The organism is Flavobacterium sp. OHVDL-2026-0007 (genome assembly GCF_059882335.1).
The window spans coordinates 4060262-4084544 of sequence record NZ_CM187612.1 but is presented as its reverse complement, the minus strand read 5'-3'; the positions used below and the strand labels follow the sequence as shown (position 1 = coordinate 4084544).

Here is a 24283-nt window from a genome sequence, read left to right as displayed (position 1 = left end):
CTAAAGCCTCAATTCATTAACAATGACTTAACATATGTTTTTACAAAAACAACAAATTCACAGAAAAATAGCGTTATTCATAACAATAAACCCAAATAAAACACGTTTAATCACAAAATTCTTTAACAAATAATTAACATTTTACTATCGTATAAAACTTACTATTTTCTATCTAAAACCGCCTAAAACTCATCTTTTTCTTAGTAAAAAACAGTCCAAAAAAAACCAATTCCTCCCGAACCCACTTCTCCTTTTCTTTTTTTATCGATAATCCGAAAGAGTTTCTCCCTGAACTGGATGGTTAAATAAAAATCCAAGTATGTTTTGGACCGTTTATTTCCATAGTGTTTTACTCCTGTTTTTCGAAAAAAAAATATAATATTTGTCATCTAAAATTCAAAAAAATGCTTGAAAAAAATTTCTCAGGATATTCTCTAGAAACCGGTACTGACGAAGCAGGTCGTGGTTGTCTAGCGGGACCTGTAACAGCTGCTGCTGTAATTTTACCTCTTGGTTTTGAAAATCAGTTTTTGAATGATAGTAAACAGTTGTCCGAAAAAACGAGAATTCTTCTAAAACCGATCATTGAACAGCACGCTATTTCATTTGCCGTTACGCATTTGCACCCCAATGAAATTGATGAAATAAACATTTTAAACGCTTCAATGAAAGGCATGCAGGAATGTATCCTGAAACTCAATCAAGTTCCTGAATATATTATTGTAGACGGAAATCGCGCCCTGAATGCTAAATTAGGTCTAAAGAATACTACTGGGAAAAAGTTCACGAAAAAGGAAATCGAACTATTAAAGTCCATTCCCAATCAAAGCATTATAAAAGGAGATTCAAAATATTTAAGTATCGCAGCGGCTTCTGTATTAGCCAAAACCTATCGTGATGAATATATGGATCGCATCCATGAGGAATACCCCATGTATAACTGGAAGAAAAACAAAGGCTACCCCACTAAGGAACATCGAGAAGCCATTAGAAAGTATGGCACTACTAAATACCATCGGATGAGCTTTAAACTGCTACCCGATCAATTGCAGTTTGACTTTGAATAAAAACACAAAATGCTGAAGAAATATCCTTTTTAACTTGGTTATTTTCTTCAGCATTTTTTTTAATCTGCTCTATTTCAAGAATATTTCTACACAAATTCAGCTTCAAACAACTGTGTCAAATGTTTAATGATTTTGGCTTTTACTTCCGCTTCATCGACTTTTTCAACGCCGAGTTCCACCTGTAGTGAAGTAACCCCTTTACCACGAATTCCACATGGAATAATATTATCAAAATAACCTAAATCCACATTTACATTTAAAGCAAATCCATGCATGGTCACCCAACGTGAAGCACGTACACCAAGGGCACATATTTTTCTAGCAAAAGGAGTTCCTACACCTAACCAAACTCCCGTTTCTCCTTCACTTCTACCGCATGTTAAGCCATATTCTCCAAGGGTCAATATGATGGACTCTTCTAGAAAACGCAAGTATTTATGAATATCTGTAAAGAAATTCTCCAAATCCAAAATAGGATAACCTACTATTTGTCCTGGACCGTGATACGTAATATCACCACCTCGGTTGATTTTATAAAAGGTCGCTCCTTTGGCTTCGAGTTGCTTTTCATTTAATAACAAGTTCTCCAAATCGCCACTCTTACCAAGGGTATAAACATGTGGATGCTCTACAAACAACAAATAATTGGGTGTGGGCAAATCGAGTTCTTCTCTTCTGTTCTTTATTTTTAGGTCGACTATATCTTTAAATAGCTCTTCTTGATACTCCCAGGTCGATTTATAATCTTTACTTCCTAAATCTTGTAGTTGAATTTTTTTATTCATTTTTATTATTTTTCAAACTCTACGTCAAAGTTAAGTTTATCGGGATTCTCCATATAATCAGTGAAAGAGTATTGAATGGTAACGGTTTTTCGATCCTCACTGAACAAAGCCGTAGGATTGGATACTTTTTTGATTGGCTTAGGAAAGTGATATTTGATGATATAGTTCGATGAACTAAAAATCATTTTAGACATATCCGTTGCGGCAGCCGTATCCTTTGCTTTCTCCGCCATTTTTTTTGTGTCGATTATGGCTTTACGTGTAAATTTCTTTCCGTCATAGGTATAACTTAACTTACTGCTATTATCTCCTAGACCTCCAGAAAAGGGAGTTGCTGTGTTGCTAGTACCTTCTAGTTTTTGAAGTGCGCTCATCGTCTGTAAGGCATCCTGCAATTCGCTTACACTTTTAAAATCAGTAGAAAAAGCCATTAAAAACTCTTTTTTCTCAGCGTTCATTTTAGTATGAACCACAAAATTCTCTAGTTTCTTAAGCTCTTTTTGTTCCTCAGGAGATAATTTGGCTATACTATCTTTTTTCTCTTCAAATAACTGTTTGAACGTAAAAGTGGAATCTATATTTTTTTTTGCATCGGTGCCCATTTGATCACCAATTTGATTTCCTGCCATCGACATAAGAGAAGAACCATCCATGTCTAAAGAAAATTTTCCAGTCCCATTATCGTTTAGATAAATGTTCTCGGTAAAAGTGCAACTTGTAAGTGTCACTAAAAAGAAAGAAAAACTAAGTAATTTGTATAATTTCATAGTGGGTAATTTTTCATCAAAGATACGAACTCTCTTTATAATTGCTTTAATCATAATTAAAGTCTGTGCTTTTTTTCACGAGTCCAACGGTGATCGAACAACTAGTAACAACCTCTTACTCTAATACCACTTCTAAACTTGTCATTTCGGGCTGCTTCAAACAGTCTGAAAGTTGAAACTCCACTGCTAATGATTTTTTATCTAAACTTATAACTGCCTTGTCATTTGATACTGATATTATTTTTCTCGGAAAATAATAACGCAAAACATAAGATTGCGCCAGTTTTTGCGCTTTATAACGGGTACGTAATTTCGTAAATTGCTCTTTTGTTTTTTGAAGTTCGGTTTGATTGGTGATAGATACCAAACGTTTAAAAACTTTACCATCAAAATGATACTCGATTTTGTAATAATGATTTTCGGCTGTTAAAGCATAGTTGTTTTTAAGATCGTCAGCATAAGCTTCGGCTTTGTATAAATCTGCAACCTCTGAAACGCTATTAAAATCTTGTGTAATTATCGTTCTAAATTCTTTTTCAAAAGAACTCTTTTTGATATGTGCTTTCACATTGGCATATTTTTGAAACAATCGCCTCTCATCGAGCGTATATTTCAAAAAGGTCTCGTTGTATTTGGTGATATAGTCCTTAAAAACATAAGTAGTATCTTTAAAGACCTCTTCTTTTGAGTAATTTTCACCAGCCACTTGCATATAACTATTTTCGTCCCTGAGCTCTACAACCTCAATGTTTCCACTTCCGTCTGCATTAATATGAATAGTTTCCGTGACTTGACAACCTGAGAGAAAAACAATTATTATTAAAACGAAAAGGTATTTCATTATTTGAAGATGCTGAGATTTTGAACAGCTAAGATACCATGTTTTCATTTGTGATTCGTTTCGTACAAAAAAAACAGCCTCAATTTGTTGGATATCTCCTTTACAACGAATTTTTACATGTTCCTTTTTCTAACCTAAACTTGAAAACAACAGCTACTTTTTTCTTGTTTTTCAACAAAAAGGATACCGATCATTAGCCCAACTCAAGCCAATTGAACGAACTCAAACCCGAGCGTTAAAAAACCTTGATACTTAGGGCTGAAACTGAAACAAAAATTTTATCTTTGCACTCTTAAAAAAGAGCACAAAATGGCATTATCAGAACAAGAAATCATCCGAAGAGAAAAACTTCAAAACTTACGTAACTTAGGAATCAATCCTTATCCAGCTAATCTTTTTCCTGTAAATCATACTTCAAAGCAAATTAAGGAGTCTTTTGAAGAAGGTAAGAAGGTGATTGTTGCCGGACGTTTGATGAGTGTTAGAGATCAAGGGAAAGCTTGTTTTGCTGAATTGCAAGATAGCGAAGGACGTATACAATTGTACGTTAATCGTGATGTTTTGTGTGAAGGTGATGATAAAACTTTATACAATCAGGTATTTAAAAAACTAACTGATTTAGGTGACTTTATCGGTATTGAAGGAGAATTGTTTACTACTAAAGTTGGTGCACAATGTATTCGTGTAGACGGATTTACTTTTTTAAGTAAAACGTTACGCCCGCTACCGTTGCCTAAAATTGATGAAGATGGAAACGTACACGACGCTTTTAATGATCCTGAGTTACGATACAGAATGCGTTATGTAGATTTAACAGTGAATCAACATGTTAAAGAAAACTTCATCAAACGCACAAAGTTGTATACCGCTATGCGTGGTTATTTTAATGATGCAGGATATCTAGAGGTAGAAACTCCGGTTTTACAATCTATTCCAGGTGGTGCTGCAGCCCGTCCATTTATCACACACCATAATTCGCTTGATATCCCGCTTTATATGCGTATTGCGAACGAATTGTATTTAAAAAGATTAATTGTTGGTGGTTTTGAAGGGGTTTATGAATTCTCAAAAAACTTCAGAAATGAAGGAATGGACAGAACACATAATCCTGAATTTACCGCTATGGAAATATATGTAGCCTACAAAGACTACAATTGGATGATGGAATTTGCAGAAGGCTTACTTGAGCATTGTGCTATTGCAGTAAATGGAACTAGTGAAGTAACTTTTGGTGAGCATCAAATCAATTTCAAAGCACCTTATGCTCGTGTAACGATGACCGATTCGATCAAACATTTTACTGGTTTTGATATTTCAGGAAAAAGTGAAGACGAATTATTTGAAGCGGCAAAAGGAATGGGAATTGACGTGAACAAAACAATGGGGAAAGGAAAATTGATTGATGAAATTTTCGGTGCTAAATGCGAAGGAAACTACATCCAACCAACTTTCATTACCGATTATCCTAAAGAAATGTCACCTTTATGTAAAGAACACCGTGACAATCCAGAACTTACAGAACGTTTTGAATTAATGGTTTGTGGTAAAGAAATAGCGAATGCTTACTCTGAATTAAATGACCCAATTGATCAACGCGAACGTTTTGAAGACCAAATGCGTTTGGCTGAAAAAGGGGATGACGAAGCAAATGGTGTAATTGATGAAGATTTCTTAAGAGCATTAGAATACGGTATGCCTCCAACCTCTGGAATGGGAATTGGAATGGACCGTTTGATTATGTACCTAACCAATAATGCTTCAATTCAAGAAGTTTTATTCTTCCCGCAAATGCGACCAGAAAAAAAACTAGCGCAAATTGAATTGACTGACGAAGAGAAATTAATCGTTGATTTACTAAAAGCGAACGAAAATAAATTGGATTTAGCACAACTAAAAGTAAACGCCAATTTAAGCGGTAAAAAATGGGATGCTGCTATGAAAAACCTATCTAAACATGGTTTGACTAAAGTCGCTGTTGAAGGTGACTTTAAAATGGTGGAATTAGTAGGATAGTTTTTTTATCTAAAAAAAATAGAGCCCGACACGTTTTTACAACATGTCGGGCTTTTTATTTCTATCTAACTATAACTTCTAAAACGAGTACTTTCGGCTTTTCTTAGCATGGATATCTAAAACCTTAGTACTTTCTTTCAAATCTAGGCCTTTCCATTTTTCCTGAACAGAGGGGTTGGACGGATATTTTCCGTTTTTCATTTTTACAAGATGAAATATACCTCCGCTTTCCATGATTAGATCGTAATAGTTCTCCGTTGCTGAAGTGGCTACAAAAATGGGGAAATTGGTTACTGTGAAAGAGTTCATTAAACTTCCGTCAGGATTTAAAACATAAGCTGAACAACCACCGCTGCCGCAGAAGTATGGATTCGAAAACCCCACGAAGTATTCATTTTTCTTGTCGTTATTTAAATCGAAAGCTTCATAATAAAAAAATCTATTATCCATTGTCATTGCTGGTAAATCTTTTTTCAATAAAACCAAAAGCTGTTTACGAATCAATCCCACAGCCTTATCATCTCTTGGAGGGGCATCACTTAAATCAGCAGCTCCTGTAACTGTTTTGGATAATGTATCTTCAGCAATGGTCTTAATAATCCCCTTTCTTGCTGTCTTTTCTTTGTTCTGACAGGAACACATGGCCATAATCACGAACAATATTAAAATTTTATTTCTCATCGTTTCTTTTTTTAATTCTAATAATATGCTTTTACACCAGTAAAGCTGCTTTATTGTCTATATCATTTTTAGCCAATAACGATTTTATATTCCTAAAGGTTATCAAAGCAATCTGCATTAAAGCTTCGTTGGTGAAAAAGGCCTGATGCGCCGTAACTAAAACATTTGGAAAACTCATTAAACGCTGAATGGCGTCATCCTGAATAATATCCTCGGAAAGATCTCTAAAAAATAGTTTCTCTTCCTGTTCGTAAACATCTATTCCTAAATACCCTATTTTACCCTCTTTTAAACCTTCAATAACTGCCGCAGTCTGGATTAACCCTCCTCTACTTGTATTAATAAGCATTACATGGTCTTTCATCAGCGAAATTGACTTTGCATTGATCACATGTTTGGTTTGCTCATTTAAAGGACAGTGCAATGAAATAATATCACTCGATTTAAAGATTTCATCAAGAGATACAAAATCAACTCCGTCTTTTTCCATTTCTGGACTGATCACTATATCATAGGCCAATACTTTACATCCGAAACCTAGGGCAATTTTAGTAAAAGCTTTTCCGATATTTCCTGTTCCAATAATGCCAACCGTTTTTTCAAATAAATCAAAACCTAATAGTCCGTTAAGCGAGAAATTTTGTTCACGTACCCTGTTATACGCTTTATGTGTTTTTCTATTTAAAGTCAAAATCATTGCCATTGCATGTTCTGCAACTGCCTGAGGCGAATAGGCCGGAACACGACAGACTTTAATATTATATTTTTTAGCCGCTTCTAAATCGACATTATTAAAGCCGGCACAACGCAGGGCAATAATTTTGACGCTTTTATCGGCCAATTGTTTAATCACAGCCTCATTTACAATATCATTTACAAAAACACAGACAATTGTGGCATTTTCGATTAAAACAACGGTTTTTAGATTGAGCTGTGTTTCGTGAAATTCCAATTCAAAACCAAACTCGTCATTGTACTTATTAAAGAATGTTTTATCGTAAGCTTGTGTTGAAAAAAAAGCAATTTTTTTATTATTATTTGCTGCTGTATTTAAATTCATGATGGGCTATTTTCTATATCCTTACTCTTGTTATTTCATTAAAATTAAGCAAAATAATGCTGTAATTGTAGCACTAGACAAATGTTTTAATAATTTACACTTCAATATGTTAAATAAACTACAATTCCAAACCATCCAATTAAACCTATTACACATTTGTAAGTCTTATTGCTATAACCTTTAAAAAAACTTAACATTATGAAAAAATTATTTATTGCAGCTTTGTTATTTGTGGGAATGGCAAGTTTTGCACAAAATGCTGATGAAAATCCCCCTCGTGAGCCAAGAGAAAGATTAACTCCGGAGCAACGTAATGAAAAACAATTACAGAGGATGACTACGCAATTGAACTTAGATGCTAATCAACAAGCTCAAGTAAAACAATTTTTAGCAGAAAAAAGTGCTAAGGCAGAAAAATCAAGAGCAATCAGACAAGAAAGAAAAGATAGCAATACCAAACTCACTGCTGAGGAAAAAGCGGCTTTCCAAAAACAATGGGCGGATGAAATAGCAGCTAATGATGCAAAAATAAAATCTATTTTGAATGCCGACCAATATCAAAAATGGACCACTATGCAAGCCGAAAGTAGACAAAGAATGAAAGGAAAAATGTAAAAGCATCAAAAGATAAAATTACTTTATCTTATTTTAGCATAACAAAAAAGAGGCTTTCGCCTCTTTTTTATTGGTGTTTTTATTTTGGATTTAATACTAAATCTATTCTTTTAATACAATCTTCAAAATGATATTTTGTTTCGGTATTTACAGGTTTTGCTTTAGCAGCTTGAAGTATCGTTTTCAAGACATTCAATTCACCTCGAACTAGAGCCCTTAAATCGGATTGTGCTACATTATAATAAACTGTACCTCTATCAGTGGGCTTCATCTCCTCCGTCATTAAAGCGGCCATTCTATCAATATAGGCACGCTGTAAGTTTCTTCTATAAATCGTCACATTACCAGAAAAACTCGCTTCTTTCCAAATTCCTTTGCGAGTATCTTTAAACAAATCTAGCGCTTTATAGGTGTCTAACCCCAGAATCTCATTATCCATCAATCGTCCAATACGTCCTACACTTAACAAATTATTCAAATGCCTGGCTTGAAGACTTCTAAACCTTTCGGTATATCCTGCATAATCAGTATTTTTAAGAGTATTCATATTGACAATCCATGTAGGCGAAGCGAAAGCATTTGCCTGTAACCAATTCATTGCTTCTATTTGTTTTACTTTTGGTACCACTTCATAAACACTTCCTGCCTGATTTGGATTTTTGGTATTTTCATACACTCCACCTACATTGGTCACGACATGTCCCACGTATCTACTCCAAACATCCAATAATTCTTTATATAATTCATCTAGGTCTTGATAATTATTGGTCACATTACTGGTCCACTCATTTAAATGATTGGCCACGTATTCCAGATTTTTAAGTCCATAAGTACTGGCCTTCATCGAATTATTCCCGATATCTTCTGTTTGCGAAGAAGGATCAAAAACACTGCTTTGTTTTCCGTATTTATAAATAGGATTCCCCGCTTTATCCACTATCCATTTATCTAAAATAGAAGATTCGGCTTCAGGTGATTTGACATTGGGAATTACTCGATATCCCCAATTCAAAGCATAATGATCGTAGGCACCCATCTTACGGATAAAACGGATATTCTTATCTCCAGGCTGCGCAATATAATTAAATCGAGCATAATCCATAATACTCGCCGCTATACCATTTTCCTGCGTAAAAGCACCATTTCGATAACTCTCCGTATCAAAAGCACAACTTGCTCCCATATTATGCGGAAAACCCAAGGCATGTCCTACTTCATGAGCAATCACCATACGCATCATATCTCCCATTTCTTCGTCGCTAGTTTGTAACGTTCTCGCCGATGGATTAGCAGCTCCAGTTTCTAACAAATAGCGGTTTCTATAGGAACGCAAATGATTGTGATACCAGATCACATCACTTTCAATAATCTCACCAGTTCTAGGGTCCGAAACACTTGGTCCAACCGCATTTCTGGTGGTACTTGCTACATAACGAATAACCGAATAGCGAACATCTTCCGGACTAAAATCAGGATCTTCTTCTTTTGTTGGGGCATCTCTTGCTATAATCGCATTCTTAAAACCAGCCGTTTCAAAAGGTTTTTGCCATTCTTCAATTCCTAATTTGATATACTTTCGCAATTTTTCAGGCGTCGCAGGATCTAAATAATAAACAATAGGTTTTATGGGTTCTACCAACTCTCCTCTAGCGTAAGCTTCCGGATCTTTAGGTTCTAGACGCCAACGACGGATATAGGTTTTAAGGTCCGATTTTAATTCATTACTACCATAGTCGTACTGACTCATGGTAAACCAACCCACTCTTGGATCCGCCAACCTTGGTTTCATAGGTACCTCCGGTAATAAAATCATCGATTGATTCATCTGAATACTGATCGATTCAGTTTCTTCTAACATCGATGGTTTCGCAGCATTGTAAGTCATATCCTGAATCACTTCGATATTCATTGGAAAACTTTTAATGGTGTTGATAAAACTTCTTGAATCATCAAGTCCTCTAACCTTATTAGCCTCACGCATTTCTGCAGATATGCCACTGATCGCCTTTACATCAGTGCTATAAAATTTAGTAACGTCGATCACTGTATTGGCTGAGTCCTTACTAAACGACACAATATCAAAAGCAAATAGTGTTGGCTCATAATTATTGGACTTAACTGAAATGCTAATCGGCAAGCTATCATTGGCTACGGCATTATAGGATTTTGACTTGATGAGAATTTTATCCTGAAATCGTTGCCATACAATCAATTGTTCGTTGGTTTCCGAACCTGCATTAACATAACCACCTCCTAAATTAGCAGGCAACTTTGACAATCGACTCACTAAGAGCATGTCCTTGTTTAAATATTTGTTTGGAATTTCGAAATAGTACTTTTTATCGACTTTATGCACCGTAAAAAGCCCTTGATCTGAAATAGCTTCTTTGGTAATTACTTTGCTATATTCTTTAATGCTTGACTCCGGTTTCTTTTCTGGAGTCACTACTGCAGCTTCGTCTTTTTGGGATTTTTTCTTTTTAGATTGGGCAAATTGGTTGGTAGGAAATAGCGCAAAAGCAGCTATTGTAGTAAAAATGAAAAACTTATTCATTCATAGCAGGTTTAATGGTTATTTAATATAACAAAAGTAGTTTTTTGATCCCCAATCTATAGATAGCAATCATTTCTTTACTCTAATTAGCTATTGCGAATTTAATTAAAAAAAGGCTCTACTTTGTTAAAAAAGTAAAGCCTTATAGGGAAAAGCTAATTAGAGTAGCTGAAAATTAAAATGTCTTTGATACTTTATCAATCGCCTGGATTGTAAAATCTAAATCCTCATAGGTTAAGGCATCCGTAATAAACCAAGTCTCATAGGCAGAAGGTGCTATGTATACGCCTTCTTGCAATAATCCGTGGAAAAACTTTTTGAAGGTTTCATTATCTCCTTTTGCAGCGGTTTGAAAATCAACCACTGGATCGGCATCAAAATGCACTGATATCATCGAACCGACTCTGTTTATGGTAAAGGCAACCTTATTGGCTTTTAATACCTTGTCTATTCCTGAGGCCAAATAAGCAGTTTTTTCTTCTAAACGATCAAAGATAGCACGATCATTGTCTAAGGCTTGTAACATGGCCAATCCTGCAGCCATAGCTAAAGGATTTCCAGATAAGGTTCCTGCTTGATAAACTGGTCCAAGAGGAGCTAGATAATTCATGATTTCGGCACGAGCAGCGAAAGCACCAACAGGTAATCCTCCACCAATTACTTTTCCGAAAGTCACAATATCTGCATTGATATTAAACAATTCTTGTACGCCACCACGAGCCAAACGGAAACCTGTCATTACCTCATCAAAAATCAATAAAATCCCGTTTGCAGTACACAATTCTCTTAATCCTTGCAAGAAACCTTCTTGAGGTGGAATACAACCCATATTCCCTGCAACAGGCTCAATAATAATGGCCGCGATTTCGTTTTTATTTGCTTCAATTAAAGTACTTACGTTCTCCAAATCATTGTATTTGGCTAACAAAGTATCTTTAGCAGTTCCTTCCGTTACTCCAGGACTATTTGGTGATCCAAAAGTTACGGCTCCACTTCCTGCCTGAATCAAAAACGAATCAGAATGTCCATGGTAGCAACCTGCAAATTTAATTATTTTATCTCTTTTAGTAAATCCACGAGCCAAACGGATGGCACTCATACAAGCTTCTGTACCCGAATTTACGAATCTAATTTTATCTATATTAGGAACCATAGCCACCGCTAAAGCAGCAATTTGAGTTTCTAATTCTGTCGGCATTCCAAATGAAGTTCCTAATTTTGCTTTTTCAATTACAGCGTCTACAACGGGTTGATAGGCATGACCTAAAATCATTGGCCCCCAAGAATTGATATAATCAATTAACTTATTTCCGTCTTCGTCATACAAATAAGCACCCTTGGCACTTTTTACAAAAATAGGTGTTCCTCCAACCGCTTTAAAGGCTCTTACTGGTGAATTTACTCCCCCTGGAATTACTTTTTCTGCTTCAGCAAAAAGCTGACTACTTCTTTTATATATCATTATGATGTTAGATTTCTAAATTTGGATTATGGAATGATTTCCATTTAAGATTCAAAACGATCCATTAAAACTATTTCACTTTCAATTTCTGTCCAATGGAAAGCGCATTGTCTGAAAGATTATTCTTCTGCTTTAAATCGTCAACCAATAAGTTGAACTTTTTTGAAATGGAATATAGGGTATCTCCTTTTTGAACTTCATACAACGAAGGATCATTCGAGTTTACATTGGCCATTGAAGCCGTTCTTGTGGGTGTCGTTTTTCCCCCCACTGCTTTTTCAAAAGGCTTATAGTTTTTTCCCGTAACCTGACAATCATATTGATGCAAATTATAGCGTTCAATGTAACTAATTAATTTATCAGGATAATTAGGATCAGTAGCATAACCACAAGCTCTCAACCCTTTAGCCCAAGCCTTATAATCGTCCTTTCCATAAGTAAATAAAGAGGCATACCTATTTTTACCTACTAAAAATAAAGAATGATCTCGATACGATTCTGCAGCTTCAGTATACTTTCTAAAACATTCTTGTTCGGAATCATCATCGTGACGAACACTTTCTCCCAACCAATCTTTATGGCATTTAATTCCAAAATGATTATTTGCTTCTAAAGCTAAATCGCCTCTTCCAGCGCCTGATTCTAAAATTCCTTGTGCCAAAATTATACTTGCTGGAATACCATACTTTTGCATGTTCCCTACAGCAATATCTTTAAATTGTAGAATATAATTATTGATTACGTCGTTGGTCACCACCGTTTTTGAAGTCGATTGAATTACCTCCGCGCTATTGTTTGTAGAGGGGTAACTCTTAGCAGTTGGTTTCGTATACGTTGGCTTTTTGGTAGCCGCTACTCTAGGCTTCTGAACTGCTGCTGCCTTTTTAGTTGTTACAATAGCTGGTTTGCTAGCCGAACAACTTGCTAAGGTTATAATAATAAAGAGAACTCCTAATTTTTTAAACATTGCTTTTCAGTATTGGTAATTTTTTCTGCCTCAGCTTCAAATTCATTCCTTCAATCCCCTGTAATCCACCAGTATGAATGAGTAAAATTTTTGAATATGGAGGAAAATAGTTTTTGCGAATTAAATCCAGTACGCCATAAACCATCTTCCCTGTATAAATTGGATCTAAGGGTATTTTACTTTCTTCAAAAAAAGTATTGATAAACTCAATTAACTCTACATTTATCTTGCCATATCCTCCAAAATGATAGTCAGAAATTAAATCCCAGTTATCTTTCTGCGCAAAAATACGAATTTCATCGGTTAAAAAATCACCTTTTAATGCTGGAAACCCTAAAATTTTCTGATGCGGCAAAGCACTATTAATCAATCCAGCAATTGTTCCTCCTGTTCCTACAGCACAACAGACATAATTAAACGGAGCATCTTGAGCTGTTAAAATCTCCTCGCAACCCCGAACCGCTAATTCATTGGTCCCTCCTTCAGGTACCATATAAAAGTCACCAAACTTCTTCTTTAATTGATCCAGAAAAGCAATTTCGTTTTTAAAACGGTATTCCTCTCTGCTCACAAATTCAAATTGCATTCCGTTTTCTTGGGCAAATTTCAAAGTTGGATTTTCTTCTATTTTTGCGCTAAGTTCCTCGCCACGAATAATTCCGATGGTTTGAAAACCTTGCTCCTTCCCTGCAAAGGCTACAGCCGCAATATGATTCGAAAAAGCACCTCCAAAAGTCAATAAAGTATCTTGATTCTCGGCTTTCGCTTGAAGTAAGTTGTATTTTAGTTTTCTGAATTTATTCCCAGAAACAAACGGATGAATTAAATCTTCGCGTTTGATAGTTACCGAAATATGCTCCGGAAAATCCATATGAATTTCTTGATTCACAAGCTGTTTTTATTTTAAAGTTAGGTAATGCAAAAACCGAAAAAAAGATCGATTTTCTAAATAGTCCAAATTGGTTTCATTGGCATATGCCTCTCTTTCAAAACTTATATTCTGATACGCTATATCTTTGTTTTTGTATTGTACTAGACGCACTACAAACTCTAAAAAATACCAAATAAAAAAAGGCAAAATCAGCAACTCTACTTGTTGTCGTAAATGTATTCTTTCATGATTCAAAAAAAGTTGATTTTTTTTATCCAAACCATTTTTCATCAATACAAATGGAAATACAGTCATTCCTCTATATCCTCTTGGAATTAAATATTTAGCAACAATCAGAAACATTAGCTGTAAAATTTATAAATTTGTAGATATAAAATTGTTTGATTTCATTAAAATCACAATCAAATCTTATGTTTTGATTAAGAAATCAAAGAGCTTGAACCCAAAACTGATTTATGAAAGAGCAAAGTAATGAAAATAAATTAATCGAAGGCGAAGATTTTTACTATACGCCCGAAGGCTATAAATGCTTTACTGAAAAGCACCATCTAAAACGAGGATATTGCTGCAAAAGTGGTTGCCGTCATTGCCCCTATGGTTATGATAAAAGAACAGGTGAAATTAAGAAGAAAACAATTTAGTCAATTCATTTAAAAGATGGGGCTATTCAACCATCATAACGCTAAAATAAGATATGGATATTCTCTTGAGAAAATTTAGGATTAAAATCTACAAATCCTATCACAGGTCGGATATTCGGTATCCTTAGTGCTTTCCTTACCAATGTATCCTTTTGAGAATTGCATTCAACTTTCAAAACGGCTTTTCAATCAAACTCACTTTCTATTACCATAGTCACTTGATTGCTTCGCCTAGAAAACCAATCAAGCCCACTAAAAACCTTAAAAAAATGACTTTCAAAGAACAAATACAACAAGGAATTCCCTCCATACTACCGCCAAAAAAAGAATATGATCTGGCGATCAATCATGCTCCAAAAAGAAAAGAAATACTTTCGGCAGAAGAAACAAAATTGGCCTTAAAAAATGCCTTGCGTTATTTTGAACCTCAACATCACGCTGAGTTAATTCAAGAATTTGCACAAGAACTAGCTACCTATGGCCGCATCTATATGTACCGCCTTCGCCCTGATTACAGCATGTACGCCCGACCAATAGATGAATATCCTGGAAAATCATTGCAGGCAAAAGCCATTATGCACATGATTCAAAACAATTTAGATTATGCAGTAGCGCAACATCCACATGAATTGATTACCTATGGTGGTAATGGAGCCGTTTTTCAGAATTGGGCACAATATTTATTGACCATGCAATATTTGTCCGAAATGACAGATGAGCAAACCTTAACCATGTATTCTGGTCACCCAATGGGCTTGTTTCCTTCCCACTCAGAAGCCCCTAGAGTGGTAGTGACTAATGGAATGGTTATTCCGAATTATTCAAAACCTGATGATTGGGAAAAAATGAACGCATTAGGTGTTTCCCAATACGGTCAAATGACCGCCGGTAGTTATATGTATATTGGTCCTCAAGGAATTGTACATGGAACCACCATTACGGTTTTAAATGGCTTTAGAAAAATAAAATTAAATCCTGAAGGCAATTTATTTGTAACTTCGGGTCTGGGAGGAATGAGTGGCGCACAACCAAAAGCTGGAAACATTGCCGGCTGTATAACCGTTTGTGCTGAAGTAAATCCTAAAATCACTAAAATTCGCCACGAACAGGGTTGGATCAATGAAATTGTAAGTTCGACAGCAGATTTAGTCCAAAGGGTTATTACCGCCAAAGCCAATAAAGAAGTAGTCTCCATTGGTTACTTAGGAAATGTGGTGGATGTTTGGGAATGTTTTGACAAAGAGAATATCAAAATTGATTTAGGCTCCGATCAAACTTCGCTTCATAATCCTTGGGCTGGAGGTTATTATCCAGCTGGAATTTCATTCGAAGAAGCGAATGAAATGATGGCTAATAAGCCAGAATTATTCAAAGAAAAAGTACAAGAATCTTTGCGTCGACAAGCTACGGCAATCAACAAACACACGGCAAAAGGGACCTATTTTTTTGATTATGGAAATGCTTTTTTACTAGAAGCTTCAAGAGCTGGGGCCGATGTAATGGCGCCAAACAATATTGATTTTAAATATCCTAGTTACGTCCAGGATATCATGGGCCCGATGTGTTTTGATTACGGTTTTGGTCCCTTTAGATGGGTCTGTACTTCTGGAAAACCAGAAGACTTACAAAAAACCGATACCATTGCCTGTCAAGTTTTAGAAGAAATGGCCCAAACAGCTCCAAATGAAATCCAGCAACAAATGCAGGATAATATCAAATGGATAAAGGGAGCACAAGAAAATAAGTTGGTGGTAGGGTCTCAAGCGAGAATCCTTTATGCGGATGCAGAAGGCCGTATTAAAATTGCCGAAGCTTTTAATCAAGCTATTGCAAAAGGTGAAATTGGAACTGTTGTTTTAGGACGTGATCATCATGATGTTTCAGGAACGGATTCTCCCTATAGAGAAACGTCTAATATATACGATGGCTCTCGTTTTACAGCCGACATGGCCATTCAAAACGTTATCGGAGACAGCTTTAGAGGAGCTACTTGGGTTTCGATACACAATGGCGGCGGTGTAGGCTGGGGAGAGGTTATAAATGGTGGTTTTGGTATGGTTCTTGATGGTTCTAAAGAGGCTTCAAAACGCTTAGCCTCAATGCTTTTTTGGGATGTTAACAATGGTATTTCAAGAAGAAGTTGGGCTCGAAATGACGAGGCCATTTTTGCGATAAAAAGAGCGATGAAAAATCAACCTTTATTAAAAGTAACTTTACCTAATCTAGTGAACGAAAACCTATTTTAGTCTAAAGTGTTATTATTTTATTTCAAATGAAAACATTAAAATTTAAACATATGAAAACATTCAAATTAGTTCCCGTTTTTTTGCTTTTAATACTAACTTCATGTAGCTCCGTTAGTGTTTATTCTGATTATGATAAAAACGTAGATTTTACACCTTATAAAACCTATGCCTTTTTCAAGCCTGGCATCGATAAGGTTGAAATATCTGATTTGGATAAAAGACGTATTCTTCGCGCTATCGACCAGCAATTACAAGCAAAAGGTTTCACTAAAAGTGACAACCCCGATTTACTGATAAATATTTTTACCAAATCACGTGAACAAGTAGATGTCAACCAATTTAGCGCTGGATGGGGCTACGGTTGGGGATGGGGATGGAATCCATACATGATGTACGGAGGCGGACAAACCACTGTTTCTACCTCTACACAAGGCACTTTATACATCGACTTGATCGATGCTAAAAAGAAAGAAATGATTTGGCAAGGTGAAGGAGTTGGTCCCTTAACGCGAAACGTTGACAAAAAAGATGAAAAAGTGGCAGAGTTCGTAGCAAAAATTTTAGCACAATATCCGCCAGTAAAAAAATAATCAATACATTTGCGATTCAATTATCTAAAATGAAAAACTTAAATAACATTATTATCTCTATCAATATTATTGCTATTCAGCAATAATATCGAGGTATTACATAAATAAGTAAACAATATACAATTTAGTAAACCTCCCAACATCGGGAGGTTTTTTATTTAGAAAATTTACCGTAATCATTGCAATACGTTTTTGTTACAGCTACACCCTAGTCCTAAAAGCATACAGGAACAACTGTAACTCCAAAAAACACAATTTAAAACATCATGAATTTATTTAACGAAGTACTTGCTGCTCAAAAGCAACTTGAAAATGTAGTTGCCGCTACTCCCCTTACCCAAAATTTGAATCTTTCGGACGAATTTAAATCGACTATTTTATTAAAAAGAGAAGATTTACAAATTGTGCGATCCTACAAAATTAGAGGAGCTTACAACAAAATTTCATCGTTAAACGATACTGAAAAAGCCATTGGCATTGTATGTGCAAGTGCTGGAAATCACGCTCAAGGTGTCGCTTATTCTTGCCATCTTTTAAAAATAAAAGGCAAAATTTATATGCCCAAAACCACACCTAAACAAAAAGTAAAACAAGTGCAATTGTTTGGAAAATCATTTGTTGAAATTATTCTTATTGGAGACACCTTTGATGATGCCTATGCTTCGGCTACAGCTGATGCAACAGAAAACCATAAAATATTTATTCATCCTTTTGATGATCTTAAAGTGATCGCGGGTCAAGGTACGGTTGGATTAGAAATTTTAAACAGTTACAAACAACCTATCGACTATGTTTTTGTTCCCATTGGAGGTGGCGGACTCGCATCGGGTCTATCCGAAGTTTTTAAGCATTTAAGCCCCAATACAAAAATCATTGGTGTAGAACCTAAAGGTGCTCCTTCGATGAAAACGGCTATAATTGATGGTAAAAATACCCCCTTAAAAACCATTGATAAATTCGTAGATGGAGCAGCGGTAAAACAAGTTGGCGATATCACTTTTGATATTTGCCGTAAAAACTTAGATGACATTATTCTGGTACCGGAAGGCAAAGTCTGTACCACCATTTTACGATTGTACAATGAAGAAGCTATGGTTGTGGAACCAGCTGGCGCCTTAACTATTGCCGCGTTACACTTTTATAAAGAAAAAATCAAAGGTAAAACAGTAGTTTGCGTGGTCAGCGGTAGTAATAATGACATAGAAAGAACCGCAGAAATAAAGGAACGTTCTTTGTTATACGAGGGACTCATGCATTATTTCATGATTCAGTTCCCACAACGACCTGGCGCCTTAAAAGATTTTGTAAACAATATTCTAGGTCCTGACGATGATATTACTTATTTCCAATTTGCAAAGAAAAATAGCCGTGAAGTAGGATCTGTGGTCGTTGGACTAGAGCTGAAAAACAAAAAAGACATAGTGGCTATCAAAGCCAATATGACTAAAAATGGTTTTGAATTTCAATACCTCAACGACAATCAAGATTTGTTTACCCAATTAATAGGCTAATTAAATTCAGACAGCACAAACATCAGCGTATAACATCTGACATATAGCGTACTTTTGTACGTCCCATTTAATTATAAAATCATGACTTTTCAAGATATTTCAAACCTAGAGGATATTAAACTTTTAGTCGATACCTTTTACACGAAAGTACAAAAAGACGACCTAATCGGCCCCATTTTTAATGAAAAAATGGCAGGTCGTTGGCCTGAGCATTTAGAAAAAATGTATCGCTTTTGGCAAACTATTCTTTTGGAAGAACACACTTATTCAGGAAGTCCCTTTCCTCCACATAAACACTTGTCCGTTGATCAAACCCATTTCGACCGTTGGATGGATCTTTTCACAACAAGCATTGATACTTTGTTTGTCGGAAAAGTAGCTGAAGAAGCTAAGGTCCGTGCCGCCAATATGGCTTATATGTTTCTCTATAAAATCGAATATTTTAGAAATCCTGGGAATCAATAAACAAAAAAATGAGCTGAACATTACTTTAATTTTCAGGGCACTTATTGGCCGTAAAACGTCGTGATGTATGCTTTTTTCTTCAATTTCGATCGTATTGACCATCGCCTATACATCACGAAAAATGCAATAAAAAACACTTTTGAATAAAAAAATTGTGATCAATAGCAAAAAATAGCGCCTTAAATTCGTAATTTTGTATAACTAACTACAACGTTTTCGAAATGAATGCAACTATTGAAACAAATCCGTTATTGGAACGCTTGCCTAAACATTTAAAACAATTCATCAAACCTCAGGATTACAACGATTACACTCCAATTAATCAAGCGGTCTGGCGTTATGTTATGCGTAAAAATGTAGCGTATTTATCAAAAGTAGCTCATCATTCTTATTTAGAGGGTTTACGAAAAACAGGCATAGAAGTAAACTCGATCCCAAGCATGTACGGCATGAACCGCATTCTAACCGAAATTGGCTGGGCGGCAGTTGCAGTTGACGGATTTATTCCACCTAATGCTTTTATGGAGTTTCAAGCCTATAACGTTTTGGTTATCGCTTCCGATATTAGACAACTTGAACATATTGAATATACACCTGCACCAGATATCATTCACGAAGGTGCTGGCCACGCTCCTATTATCGCTAACCCCGAGTATGCAGAATACCTACGTCGCTTTGGTGAAATTGGCTGCAAAGCTATTTCATCACACAAAGATTATCAAATGTATGAAGCGATTCGACTGCTTTCCATTTTGAAGGAAGCCGAAGATACCCCTGAGGAGAAAATTGACGAAGCTGAAAAAGCAGTTGCCGATTTACAAAACAATATGGGAGAGTTATCCGAAATGGCTCAGATTCGAAATTTACATTGGTGGACTGTTGAATATGGTTTAATTGGGACTGTTGAAAATCCCAAAATATATGGTGCTGGACTACTCTCTTCCATTGGAGAAAGCGCTTGGTGCATGACCGATAATGTAAAGAAAATCCCTTATGACATTTCGGCTGCCCAACAGAATTTTGACATTACCAAGCTCCAACCCCAACTGTATGTAACCCCTACTTTTTCTTATTTAAGCTTAATTTTAGAGGAATTTGCTAATAAAATGGCATTGCGCACAGGAGGACTTTCGGGAATTCAAAAACTGATCCATTCCAACGCATTGGGTACCATTGAACTCAGTACAGGTTTACAAATTTCAGGTGTTTTCACCAACGTAATTGAAGAGGATGGCAAACCCCTTTATATTCAAACCACTGGAAAAACAGCCTTATCCTATCGCGAGAAAGAATTGGTTGGACATGGTACTTTGACACATCCTCATGGATTTGGAAGTCCGATTGGAAAACTAAAAGGCTTTAACTTAGCTATTGAAGACATGAGTCCGAAAGACTTACAAGCCTATAGCATAGTCGAAAATGAAACTATAAAATTAGAATTTGAAGGCAATATTATTGTGGAAGGAGAAATTATTACTGGTTCAAGAAACTTACACGGAGAAATCATTCTGATTAGTTTTAAAAACTGTACCGTAACCCACGGCGAAACTATTTTGTTTCAGCCCGAATGGGGAAATTACGATATGGCCATCGGTAAAAAAGTAGTTTCTGCCTTTTCCGGACCAGCTGATGTGAACAGTTTTGATCTGATCAATTCAGTTCCCAAAACAACCACCATCAAAGCAAAACCTTCTGAGGAGCGCGATGACTTAGAGATTCTCTATCAAACCGTTCGAATGATTAGGGAAAATAACGATTCCAAAGCCGAACTCCAACTTGTCTTTGAGAAAATTCAAAAGAATCATCCCAATGATTGGTTGTTGGCTATTGAGATTACAGAACTTTTGAAAGATGCCGATCAAGAACCTCTTTTACAAGAAATATTGGTTTACCTGGAACAACTCAAAGTAAAACGACCTGAGGTAGCCCATTTAATTTCTGGCGGCTTAGACTTAATATTTGACAAAGAAACGGTTTAGTATATTGCCACAAATCCAGGACTACGATTTAGGGCTTCATACTTGTAGCCTCACAACTTCAGATCCTGGTTCAACTCTTTCTCGGTCTCAATCGTTTGCCCGTTGTATTGCAATTTCCAGTCCATAGTATGAGTCAAGATCAGAATCTTAGATAATTCACTAATCAATCTATTTTGAGCATTTGTCTTTAGTGATGATTTATCAATCTTCTTCTGTAGATTTGCTTTTACTGATTTGTTGATTTTATTATAGTCGTCTCCAGTAAATGGATTTAGTTTGCTTTGCTCCACATCATAAAACTGAATATCAGGATTAATGGTAATTTCCTCTTTAGGAATATTTAAAATAGTGATGGTTTTATTTTTTTGGTCAATATCATATTTCATCTTATGCAAATCGTAGGCTACTGTAACCTTAGCATTGACCACTATAAGTGCCTTTTTTTCAAAAGAAACCATATCCATCAAGTATTTCTGCTGATTTTTATAGGTGATAACTTCGGAAAAATGACCTTCAGTTACAACCAATTTACCTACATTTAGGATCTGTTGTTGAATTAAATTGGTGTTATACTCCATCGTAGAATCATCCTCTTTTTTGAAGTCACAATACTTGAATCCTAAAACGATCACCAGTACAACAGCAGCTAAAACTAAAACTCTTTTAAGTGTATTTTGCATTCTTTTTAATTATTAGACCAATTTACTTCTTTTTTTATTCTTACAAAGATTTCCCTCGCAAAAATCTAAGCTCAGAGTCCCTAATTTTAGTGACGTTGAACCTGTTTTTCCTATTCCCCTTACGTCCAACTCATCCCCTAGCACATGTTGGAAACCCGTCTGTAAAACCTTTTAAAATGGATATCCAATAGCAATGTTAAGTACTAAATTATCCTTTCTCCAGGGTCCGCTTCCAAAATTAATATCGTCAATTACCCAACGATGCCCATCGGGCAAATAAGGTATTCGCAAAGGAAAAGCCAAATCTGTTCTAAGTACCAAAAAGGAAATATCAAAGCGCAATCCAACACCAGCACCCACCGCTATTTCTTTCAGGAAGTTTTTACTGATTTCTGCCCCAGGTTTATTCGGATCAGCATTAAGCAGCCATACATTCCCTGCATCTACAAAAACAGCTCCTTTTACGATACTAAACAATTTCGCTCTATATTCAGTGTTAAATTCTAATTTTAAATCCCCTGATTGATCCGGCAAAAAGGTAGTTGTAGTATCGGTATCGACATAACTCCCTGGACCAATGGATCGGGCTCTAAAGGCACGGATACTGTTGGTACCCCCTACAACAAATTGCTTAACGGATGGCAAGGAGGAAGAATTCCCATAGGGTAACCCCACTCCTAAGATAAGTCTGCTTGCCAACTGCCTGTTTCTTCCAAATTTCAAATAATGTCGAAAATCAGTTTTTACTTTTACATATTGACTGAAGGGAACATTAAATATTTTTATGGTATCCAGCTTCTTGATATTAGCGCCCGTTGCCAATCCTGTTATATTCCCTGCTAAATCAAGTTCACCATTAAAATAGAACGTATTCTTTTTCCTTCTTTGCATGGTGTTGGTATAGGTATAGGAATAAGTAGGTCCAAAAATCAATTGTTTTTCTAGCACTTTGGACAATGCAGGATCTTTGTCTGCTTGTTCCTGATAATAAGGCGTTACATGGTTGGGACTTACATAATTGACTTCTATTACATCCAATTGATGCTCCTTTCGCACATTCTCTTTCCATAAATAACCAAAAGATCCTTTAAAAGAATTCAAAGCATAAAGATTAATTCGGTTTTGGTACTCATAACCCAAAGTTGCTTTGGTTCTGGGCACAAACTCGCTTGATCCTTGAAAATTAAATGGCGTAATCAATCTTGGCCAAGTGAGGCTTGCTTCCCCTCCTACTTTGTAGATATTATTTCCTTTATTTTTTCCTGATATTTGAAAATCGGCTCCTCCAAATATCGACACGCTAAATAGTTCAGCTCCTCTGAGTAAGTTTCTATTATTCCAGTTTAGATTTATTTCTGAACCGGTATAACTAGCGGAATTGGTTTTCCCTAAAACCTCAACACGAACAAATTTCTTAGGCAATAAGGTTAAATAATAATAGGCATCCAAGGCATTCTTAACACTGTCAGAGGGTTTAAATTCGTTTTTTACAAAATTAAATGTTCCCAAATTCACAAAACGATTCAGAGAAAGATTGTGATCGGATCGATTGTAAAAATCTCCCTTTTTAAAATATAAGGCCCTATCAAACACTCTTGGTCGAAAGGTCTTAGCCGAATCTATAATGGTAAAATCCTTATATTTGATGACATCTTCTTTTTTATAGACAACACTATCTTTTAAAATCGAAAAATTAGGATAGACCACGATATCATTAATGGTATAAGCTATTAACGCTTTGGCGGGAGTTTCCTCTTTTATTTTTACTTTAATGCTTACCTCATAATCCCCTTTGGTACTATCAACCTGAGCCAAAATATAATCTGGATTAAAATAGTAATACCCCTTTTCTTTCAAACGTGCATCTATACGTTCTCTTTCTGATTTTATCACATCCAAATCGTATCCTCGACCCACTTTCAATAAGGACCTACGACTTGTCTTGGCTATCGTTTTGGCTATATCCGAAGAATCTTCTGGAAATGTTACACTCTTTATTTTATACTTTCTTTTAGGCAAAACGGTATATACTGCCCTTGCTCTTTTGTCTTTTGAGGTAGAATCAGCACTAACCCTCACTTTAAAAAACCCTTTATTCTCTGCATAGTTTCTTAACAAGGCTGCATTGTAATCCAAATCGACCTTACTATAAAGCACAGGAGCCTCCCCTACTTTAGTTCGCAACCAATGTCTTATTCCTTTATCCTTCTTAGGAACCCCAGCCATATTATAGATCCATAATTTAGGACGCAATCCAAAAAACTGCTTATTGGGTAAAGGTCGCAGCAAACTTTCCAGTTCATTGGCAAGCTCCTTTTTTTCTTTCTTTTTTAAAATAGAATCCTCCAATTTTACTTCCGCCCCTATGTATAGTAATTCTCCTTTGGGTAAATACTTAGTATTGCTACATCCAAAAACAAAACATAGAGAGAGCAGTATAAAATACTTTAAATATTTAGATGCCATA

The 24283-nt window shown here is 35.8% G+C and carries 21 protein-coding genes; 9 read left to right on the top strand and 12 right to left on the bottom strand.

The features are described from left to right. The first annotated feature begins 404 nt into the window (after positions 1 to 404). Complete coding sequence (rnhB, locus tag AC51AA_RS16830; protein ID WP_500703376.1) at positions 405 to 1067, top strand: ribonuclease HII; 663 nt, start codon at positions 405 to 407, stop codon at positions 1065 to 1067. An 86-nt stretch (positions 1068 to 1153) separates the two neighbouring features. Here the strand turns inward: rnhB and lipB are convergent, their stop codons facing one another. From lipB to AC51AA_RS16815, 3 genes are all read right to left on the bottom strand, one after another. Beyond that, positions 1154 to 1852, bottom strand: a complete 699-nt coding sequence (lipB, locus tag AC51AA_RS16825) for a lipoyl(octanoyl) transferase LipB (RefSeq protein ID WP_500703375.1) — start codon at positions 1850 to 1852, stop codon at positions 1154 to 1156. Between the two features lie 5 nt (positions 1853 to 1857). Continuing rightward, positions 1858 to 2673 (bottom strand): hypothetical protein, encoded by an 816-nt coding sequence (locus tag AC51AA_RS16820; RefSeq protein WP_500703374.1) that lies wholly within the window; start codon positions 2671 to 2673, stop codon positions 1858 to 1860. 61 nt (positions 2674 to 2734) lie between these two features. Beyond that, the gene (locus AC51AA_RS16815) at positions 2735 to 3460 is read right to left on the bottom strand and encodes a hypothetical protein (protein WP_500703373.1); all 726 of its coding nucleotides are present in this window, start codon (positions 3458 to 3460) and stop codon (positions 2735 to 2737) included. A 309-nt stretch (positions 3461 to 3769) separates the two neighbouring features. Between AC51AA_RS16815 and lysS the strand changes: the two genes are divergently transcribed. Next, a complete protein-coding gene (lysS, locus tag AC51AA_RS16810) occupies positions 3770 to 5473 on the top strand; it encodes a lysine--tRNA ligase (RefSeq protein ID WP_500703372.1) in 1704 nt (567 codons plus the stop codon). Between the two features lie 78 nt (positions 5474 to 5551). On the opposite strand, the gene AC51AA_RS16805 is transcribed toward lysS, so the two are convergent. Continuing rightward, positions 5552 to 6154 (bottom strand): hypothetical protein, encoded by a 603-nt coding sequence (locus AC51AA_RS16805; protein WP_500703371.1) that lies wholly within the window; start codon positions 6152 to 6154, stop codon positions 5552 to 5554. Positions 6155 to 6185: 31 nt separating this feature from the next. Next, positions 6186 to 7214, bottom strand: a complete 1029-nt coding sequence (locus AC51AA_RS16800) for a 2-hydroxyacid dehydrogenase (RefSeq protein ID WP_500703370.1) — start codon at positions 7212 to 7214, stop codon at positions 6186 to 6188. Positions 7215 to 7412: 198 nt separating this feature from the next. Here AC51AA_RS16800 and AC51AA_RS16795 point away from each other — a divergent pair, with 198 nt between their 5' ends. Beyond that, positions 7413 to 7829 (top strand): DUF4890 domain-containing protein, encoded by a 417-nt coding sequence (locus AC51AA_RS16795; protein ID WP_500703369.1) that lies wholly within the window; start codon positions 7413 to 7415, stop codon positions 7827 to 7829. Between the two features lie 79 nt (positions 7830 to 7908). Here AC51AA_RS16795 and AC51AA_RS16790 read toward each other — a convergent pair whose 3' ends face one another. From AC51AA_RS16790 to AC51AA_RS16770, 5 genes are all read right to left on the bottom strand, one after another. Beyond that, positions 7909 to 10383 carry a zinc-dependent metalloprotease gene (locus tag AC51AA_RS16790; protein ID WP_500703368.1) on the bottom strand — a complete coding sequence of 825 codons (2475 nt, stop codon included), beginning with the start codon at positions 10381 to 10383 and terminating at the stop codon, positions 7909 to 7911. Positions 10384 to 10558: 175 nt separating this feature from the next. After that, positions 10559 to 11845, bottom strand: coding sequence for a glutamate-1-semialdehyde 2,1-aminomutase (hemL, locus tag AC51AA_RS16785; protein ID WP_500703367.1), 1287 nt, complete (start codon positions 11843 to 11845; stop codon positions 10559 to 10561). A 70-nt stretch (positions 11846 to 11915) separates the two neighbouring features. Then, the gene (locus tag AC51AA_RS16780) at positions 11916 to 12812 is read right to left on the bottom strand and encodes a glucosaminidase domain-containing protein (RefSeq protein ID WP_500703366.1); all 897 of its coding nucleotides are present in this window, start codon (positions 12810 to 12812) and stop codon (positions 11916 to 11918) included. Next, entirely contained in the window at positions 12805 to 13683 is an 879-nt protein-coding gene (locus tag AC51AA_RS16775) for a 1-aminocyclopropane-1-carboxylate deaminase/D-cysteine desulfhydrase (RefSeq protein ID WP_500705652.1), read from the bottom strand. Before AC51AA_RS16775 ends, AC51AA_RS16780 begins: the two co-directional genes overlap by 8 nt. 27 nt (positions 13684 to 13710) lie before the next feature. After that, positions 13711 to 14046 (bottom strand): hypothetical protein, encoded by a 336-nt coding sequence (locus AC51AA_RS16770; protein ID WP_500703365.1) that lies wholly within the window; start codon positions 14044 to 14046, stop codon positions 13711 to 13713. Between the two features lie 113 nt (positions 14047 to 14159). Here AC51AA_RS16770 and AC51AA_RS16765 point away from each other — a divergent pair, with 113 nt between their 5' ends. From AC51AA_RS16765 to AC51AA_RS16740, 6 genes are all read left to right on the top strand, one after another. Beyond that, the gene (locus tag AC51AA_RS16765) at positions 14160 to 14345 is read left to right on the top strand and encodes a C1orf53 family protein (protein ID WP_500703363.1); all 186 of its coding nucleotides are present in this window, start codon (positions 14160 to 14162) and stop codon (positions 14343 to 14345) included. 269 nt (positions 14346 to 14614) lie between these two features. Next, entirely contained in the window at positions 14615 to 16591 is a 1977-nt protein-coding gene (gene hutU, locus AC51AA_RS16760; RefSeq protein ID WP_500703362.1) for a urocanate hydratase, read from the top strand. A gap of 50 nt (positions 16592 to 16641) precedes the next feature. Beyond that, a complete protein-coding gene (locus tag AC51AA_RS16755; protein ID WP_500703361.1) occupies positions 16642 to 17181 on the top strand; it encodes a DUF4136 domain-containing protein in 540 nt (179 codons plus the stop codon). Between the two features lie 266 nt (positions 17182 to 17447). Continuing rightward, the gene (gene ilvA, locus AC51AA_RS16750; RefSeq protein ID WP_500703360.1) at positions 17448 to 18692 is read left to right on the top strand and encodes a threonine ammonia-lyase IlvA; all 1245 of its coding nucleotides are present in this window, start codon (positions 17448 to 17450) and stop codon (positions 18690 to 18692) included. An 81-nt stretch (positions 18693 to 18773) separates the two neighbouring features. Continuing rightward, entirely contained in the window at positions 18774 to 19157 is a 384-nt protein-coding gene (locus AC51AA_RS16745; protein WP_500703359.1) for a group III truncated hemoglobin, read from the top strand. 221 nt (positions 19158 to 19378) lie between these two features. Then, positions 19379 to 21136, top strand: coding sequence for an aromatic amino acid hydroxylase (locus tag AC51AA_RS16740; RefSeq protein WP_500703358.1), 1758 nt, complete (start codon positions 19379 to 19381; stop codon positions 21134 to 21136). Between the two features lie 50 nt (positions 21137 to 21186). Here AC51AA_RS16740 and AC51AA_RS16735 read toward each other — a convergent pair whose 3' ends face one another. After that, a complete protein-coding gene (locus AC51AA_RS16735; RefSeq protein WP_500703357.1) occupies positions 21187 to 21816 on the bottom strand; it encodes a DUF4230 domain-containing protein in 630 nt (209 codons plus the stop codon). A 171-nt stretch (positions 21817 to 21987) separates the two neighbouring features. Further along, positions 21988 to 24282, bottom strand: a complete 2295-nt coding sequence (gene tamL / locus AC51AA_RS16730; protein ID WP_500703356.1) for a translocation and assembly module lipoprotein TamL — start codon at positions 24280 to 24282, stop codon at positions 21988 to 21990. Between the last annotated feature and the right edge of the window lies 1 nt (position 24283).

What these genes read in the sequence shown, in the direction of transcription:
- hutU (WP_500703362.1), top strand. Translation starts at nt 14,615, where the DNA reads ATGACTTTCAAAGAACAAATACAACAAGGAATTCCCTCCATACTACCG.
- tamL (WP_500703356.1), bottom strand. Translation starts at nt 24,282, where the DNA reads ATGGCATCTAAATATTTAAAGTATTTTATACTGCTCTCTCTATGTTTT.
- AC51AA_RS16775 (WP_500705652.1), bottom strand. Translation starts at nt 13,683, where the DNA reads ATGGATTTTCCGGAGCATATTTCGGTAACTATCAAACGCGAAGATTTA.
- AC51AA_RS16780 (WP_500703366.1), bottom strand. Translation starts at nt 12,812, where the DNA reads ATGTTTAAAAAATTAGGAGTTCTCTTTATTATTATAACCTTAGCAAGT.
- AC51AA_RS16795 (WP_500703369.1), top strand. Translation starts at nt 7,413, where the DNA reads ATGAAAAAATTATTTATTGCAGCTTTGTTATTTGTGGGAATGGCAAGT.
- AC51AA_RS16800 (WP_500703370.1), bottom strand. Translation starts at nt 7,214, where the DNA reads ATGAATTTAAATACAGCAGCAAATAATAATAAAAAAATTGCTTTTTTT.
- AC51AA_RS16755 (WP_500703361.1), top strand. Translation starts at nt 16,642, where the DNA reads ATGAAAACATTCAAATTAGTTCCCGTTTTTTTGCTTTTAATACTAACT.
- lipB (WP_500703375.1), bottom strand. Translation starts at nt 1,852, where the DNA reads ATGAATAAAAAAATTCAACTACAAGATTTAGGAAGTAAAGATTATAAA.
- AC51AA_RS16805 (WP_500703371.1), bottom strand. Translation starts at nt 6,154, where the DNA reads ATGAGAAATAAAATTTTAATATTGTTCGTGATTATGGCCATGTGTTCC.
- AC51AA_RS16770 (WP_500703365.1), bottom strand. Translation starts at nt 14,046, where the DNA reads ATGTTTCTGATTGTTGCTAAATATTTAATTCCAAGAGGATATAGAGGA.
- lysS (WP_500703372.1), top strand. Translation starts at nt 3,770, where the DNA reads ATGGCATTATCAGAACAAGAAATCATCCGAAGAGAAAAACTTCAAAAC.
- AC51AA_RS16735 (WP_500703357.1), bottom strand. Translation starts at nt 21,816, where the DNA reads ATGCAAAATACACTTAAAAGAGTTTTAGTTTTAGCTGCTGTTGTACTG.
- AC51AA_RS16740 (WP_500703358.1), top strand. Translation starts at nt 19,379, where the DNA reads ATGAATGCAACTATTGAAACAAATCCGTTATTGGAACGCTTGCCTAAA.
- hemL (WP_500703367.1), bottom strand. Translation starts at nt 11,845, where the DNA reads ATGATATATAAAAGAAGTAGTCAGCTTTTTGCTGAAGCAGAAAAAGTA.
- AC51AA_RS16745 (WP_500703359.1), top strand. Translation starts at nt 18,774, where the DNA reads ATGACTTTTCAAGATATTTCAAACCTAGAGGATATTAAACTTTTAGTC.
- ilvA (WP_500703360.1), top strand. Translation starts at nt 17,448, where the DNA reads ATGAATTTATTTAACGAAGTACTTGCTGCTCAAAAGCAACTTGAAAAT.
- AC51AA_RS16820 (WP_500703374.1), bottom strand. Translation starts at nt 2,673, where the DNA reads ATGATTAAAGCAATTATAAAGAGAGTTCGTATCTTTGATGAAAAATTA.
- AC51AA_RS16790 (WP_500703368.1), bottom strand. Translation starts at nt 10,383, where the DNA reads ATGAATAAGTTTTTCATTTTTACTACAATAGCTGCTTTTGCGCTATTT.
- rnhB (WP_500703376.1), top strand. Translation starts at nt 405, where the DNA reads ATGCTTGAAAAAAATTTCTCAGGATATTCTCTAGAAACCGGTACTGAC.
- AC51AA_RS16765 (WP_500703363.1), top strand. Translation starts at nt 14,160, where the DNA reads ATGAAAGAGCAAAGTAATGAAAATAAATTAATCGAAGGCGAAGATTTT.
- AC51AA_RS16815 (WP_500703373.1), bottom strand. Translation starts at nt 3,460, where the DNA reads ATGAAATACCTTTTCGTTTTAATAATAATTGTTTTTCTCTCAGGTTGT.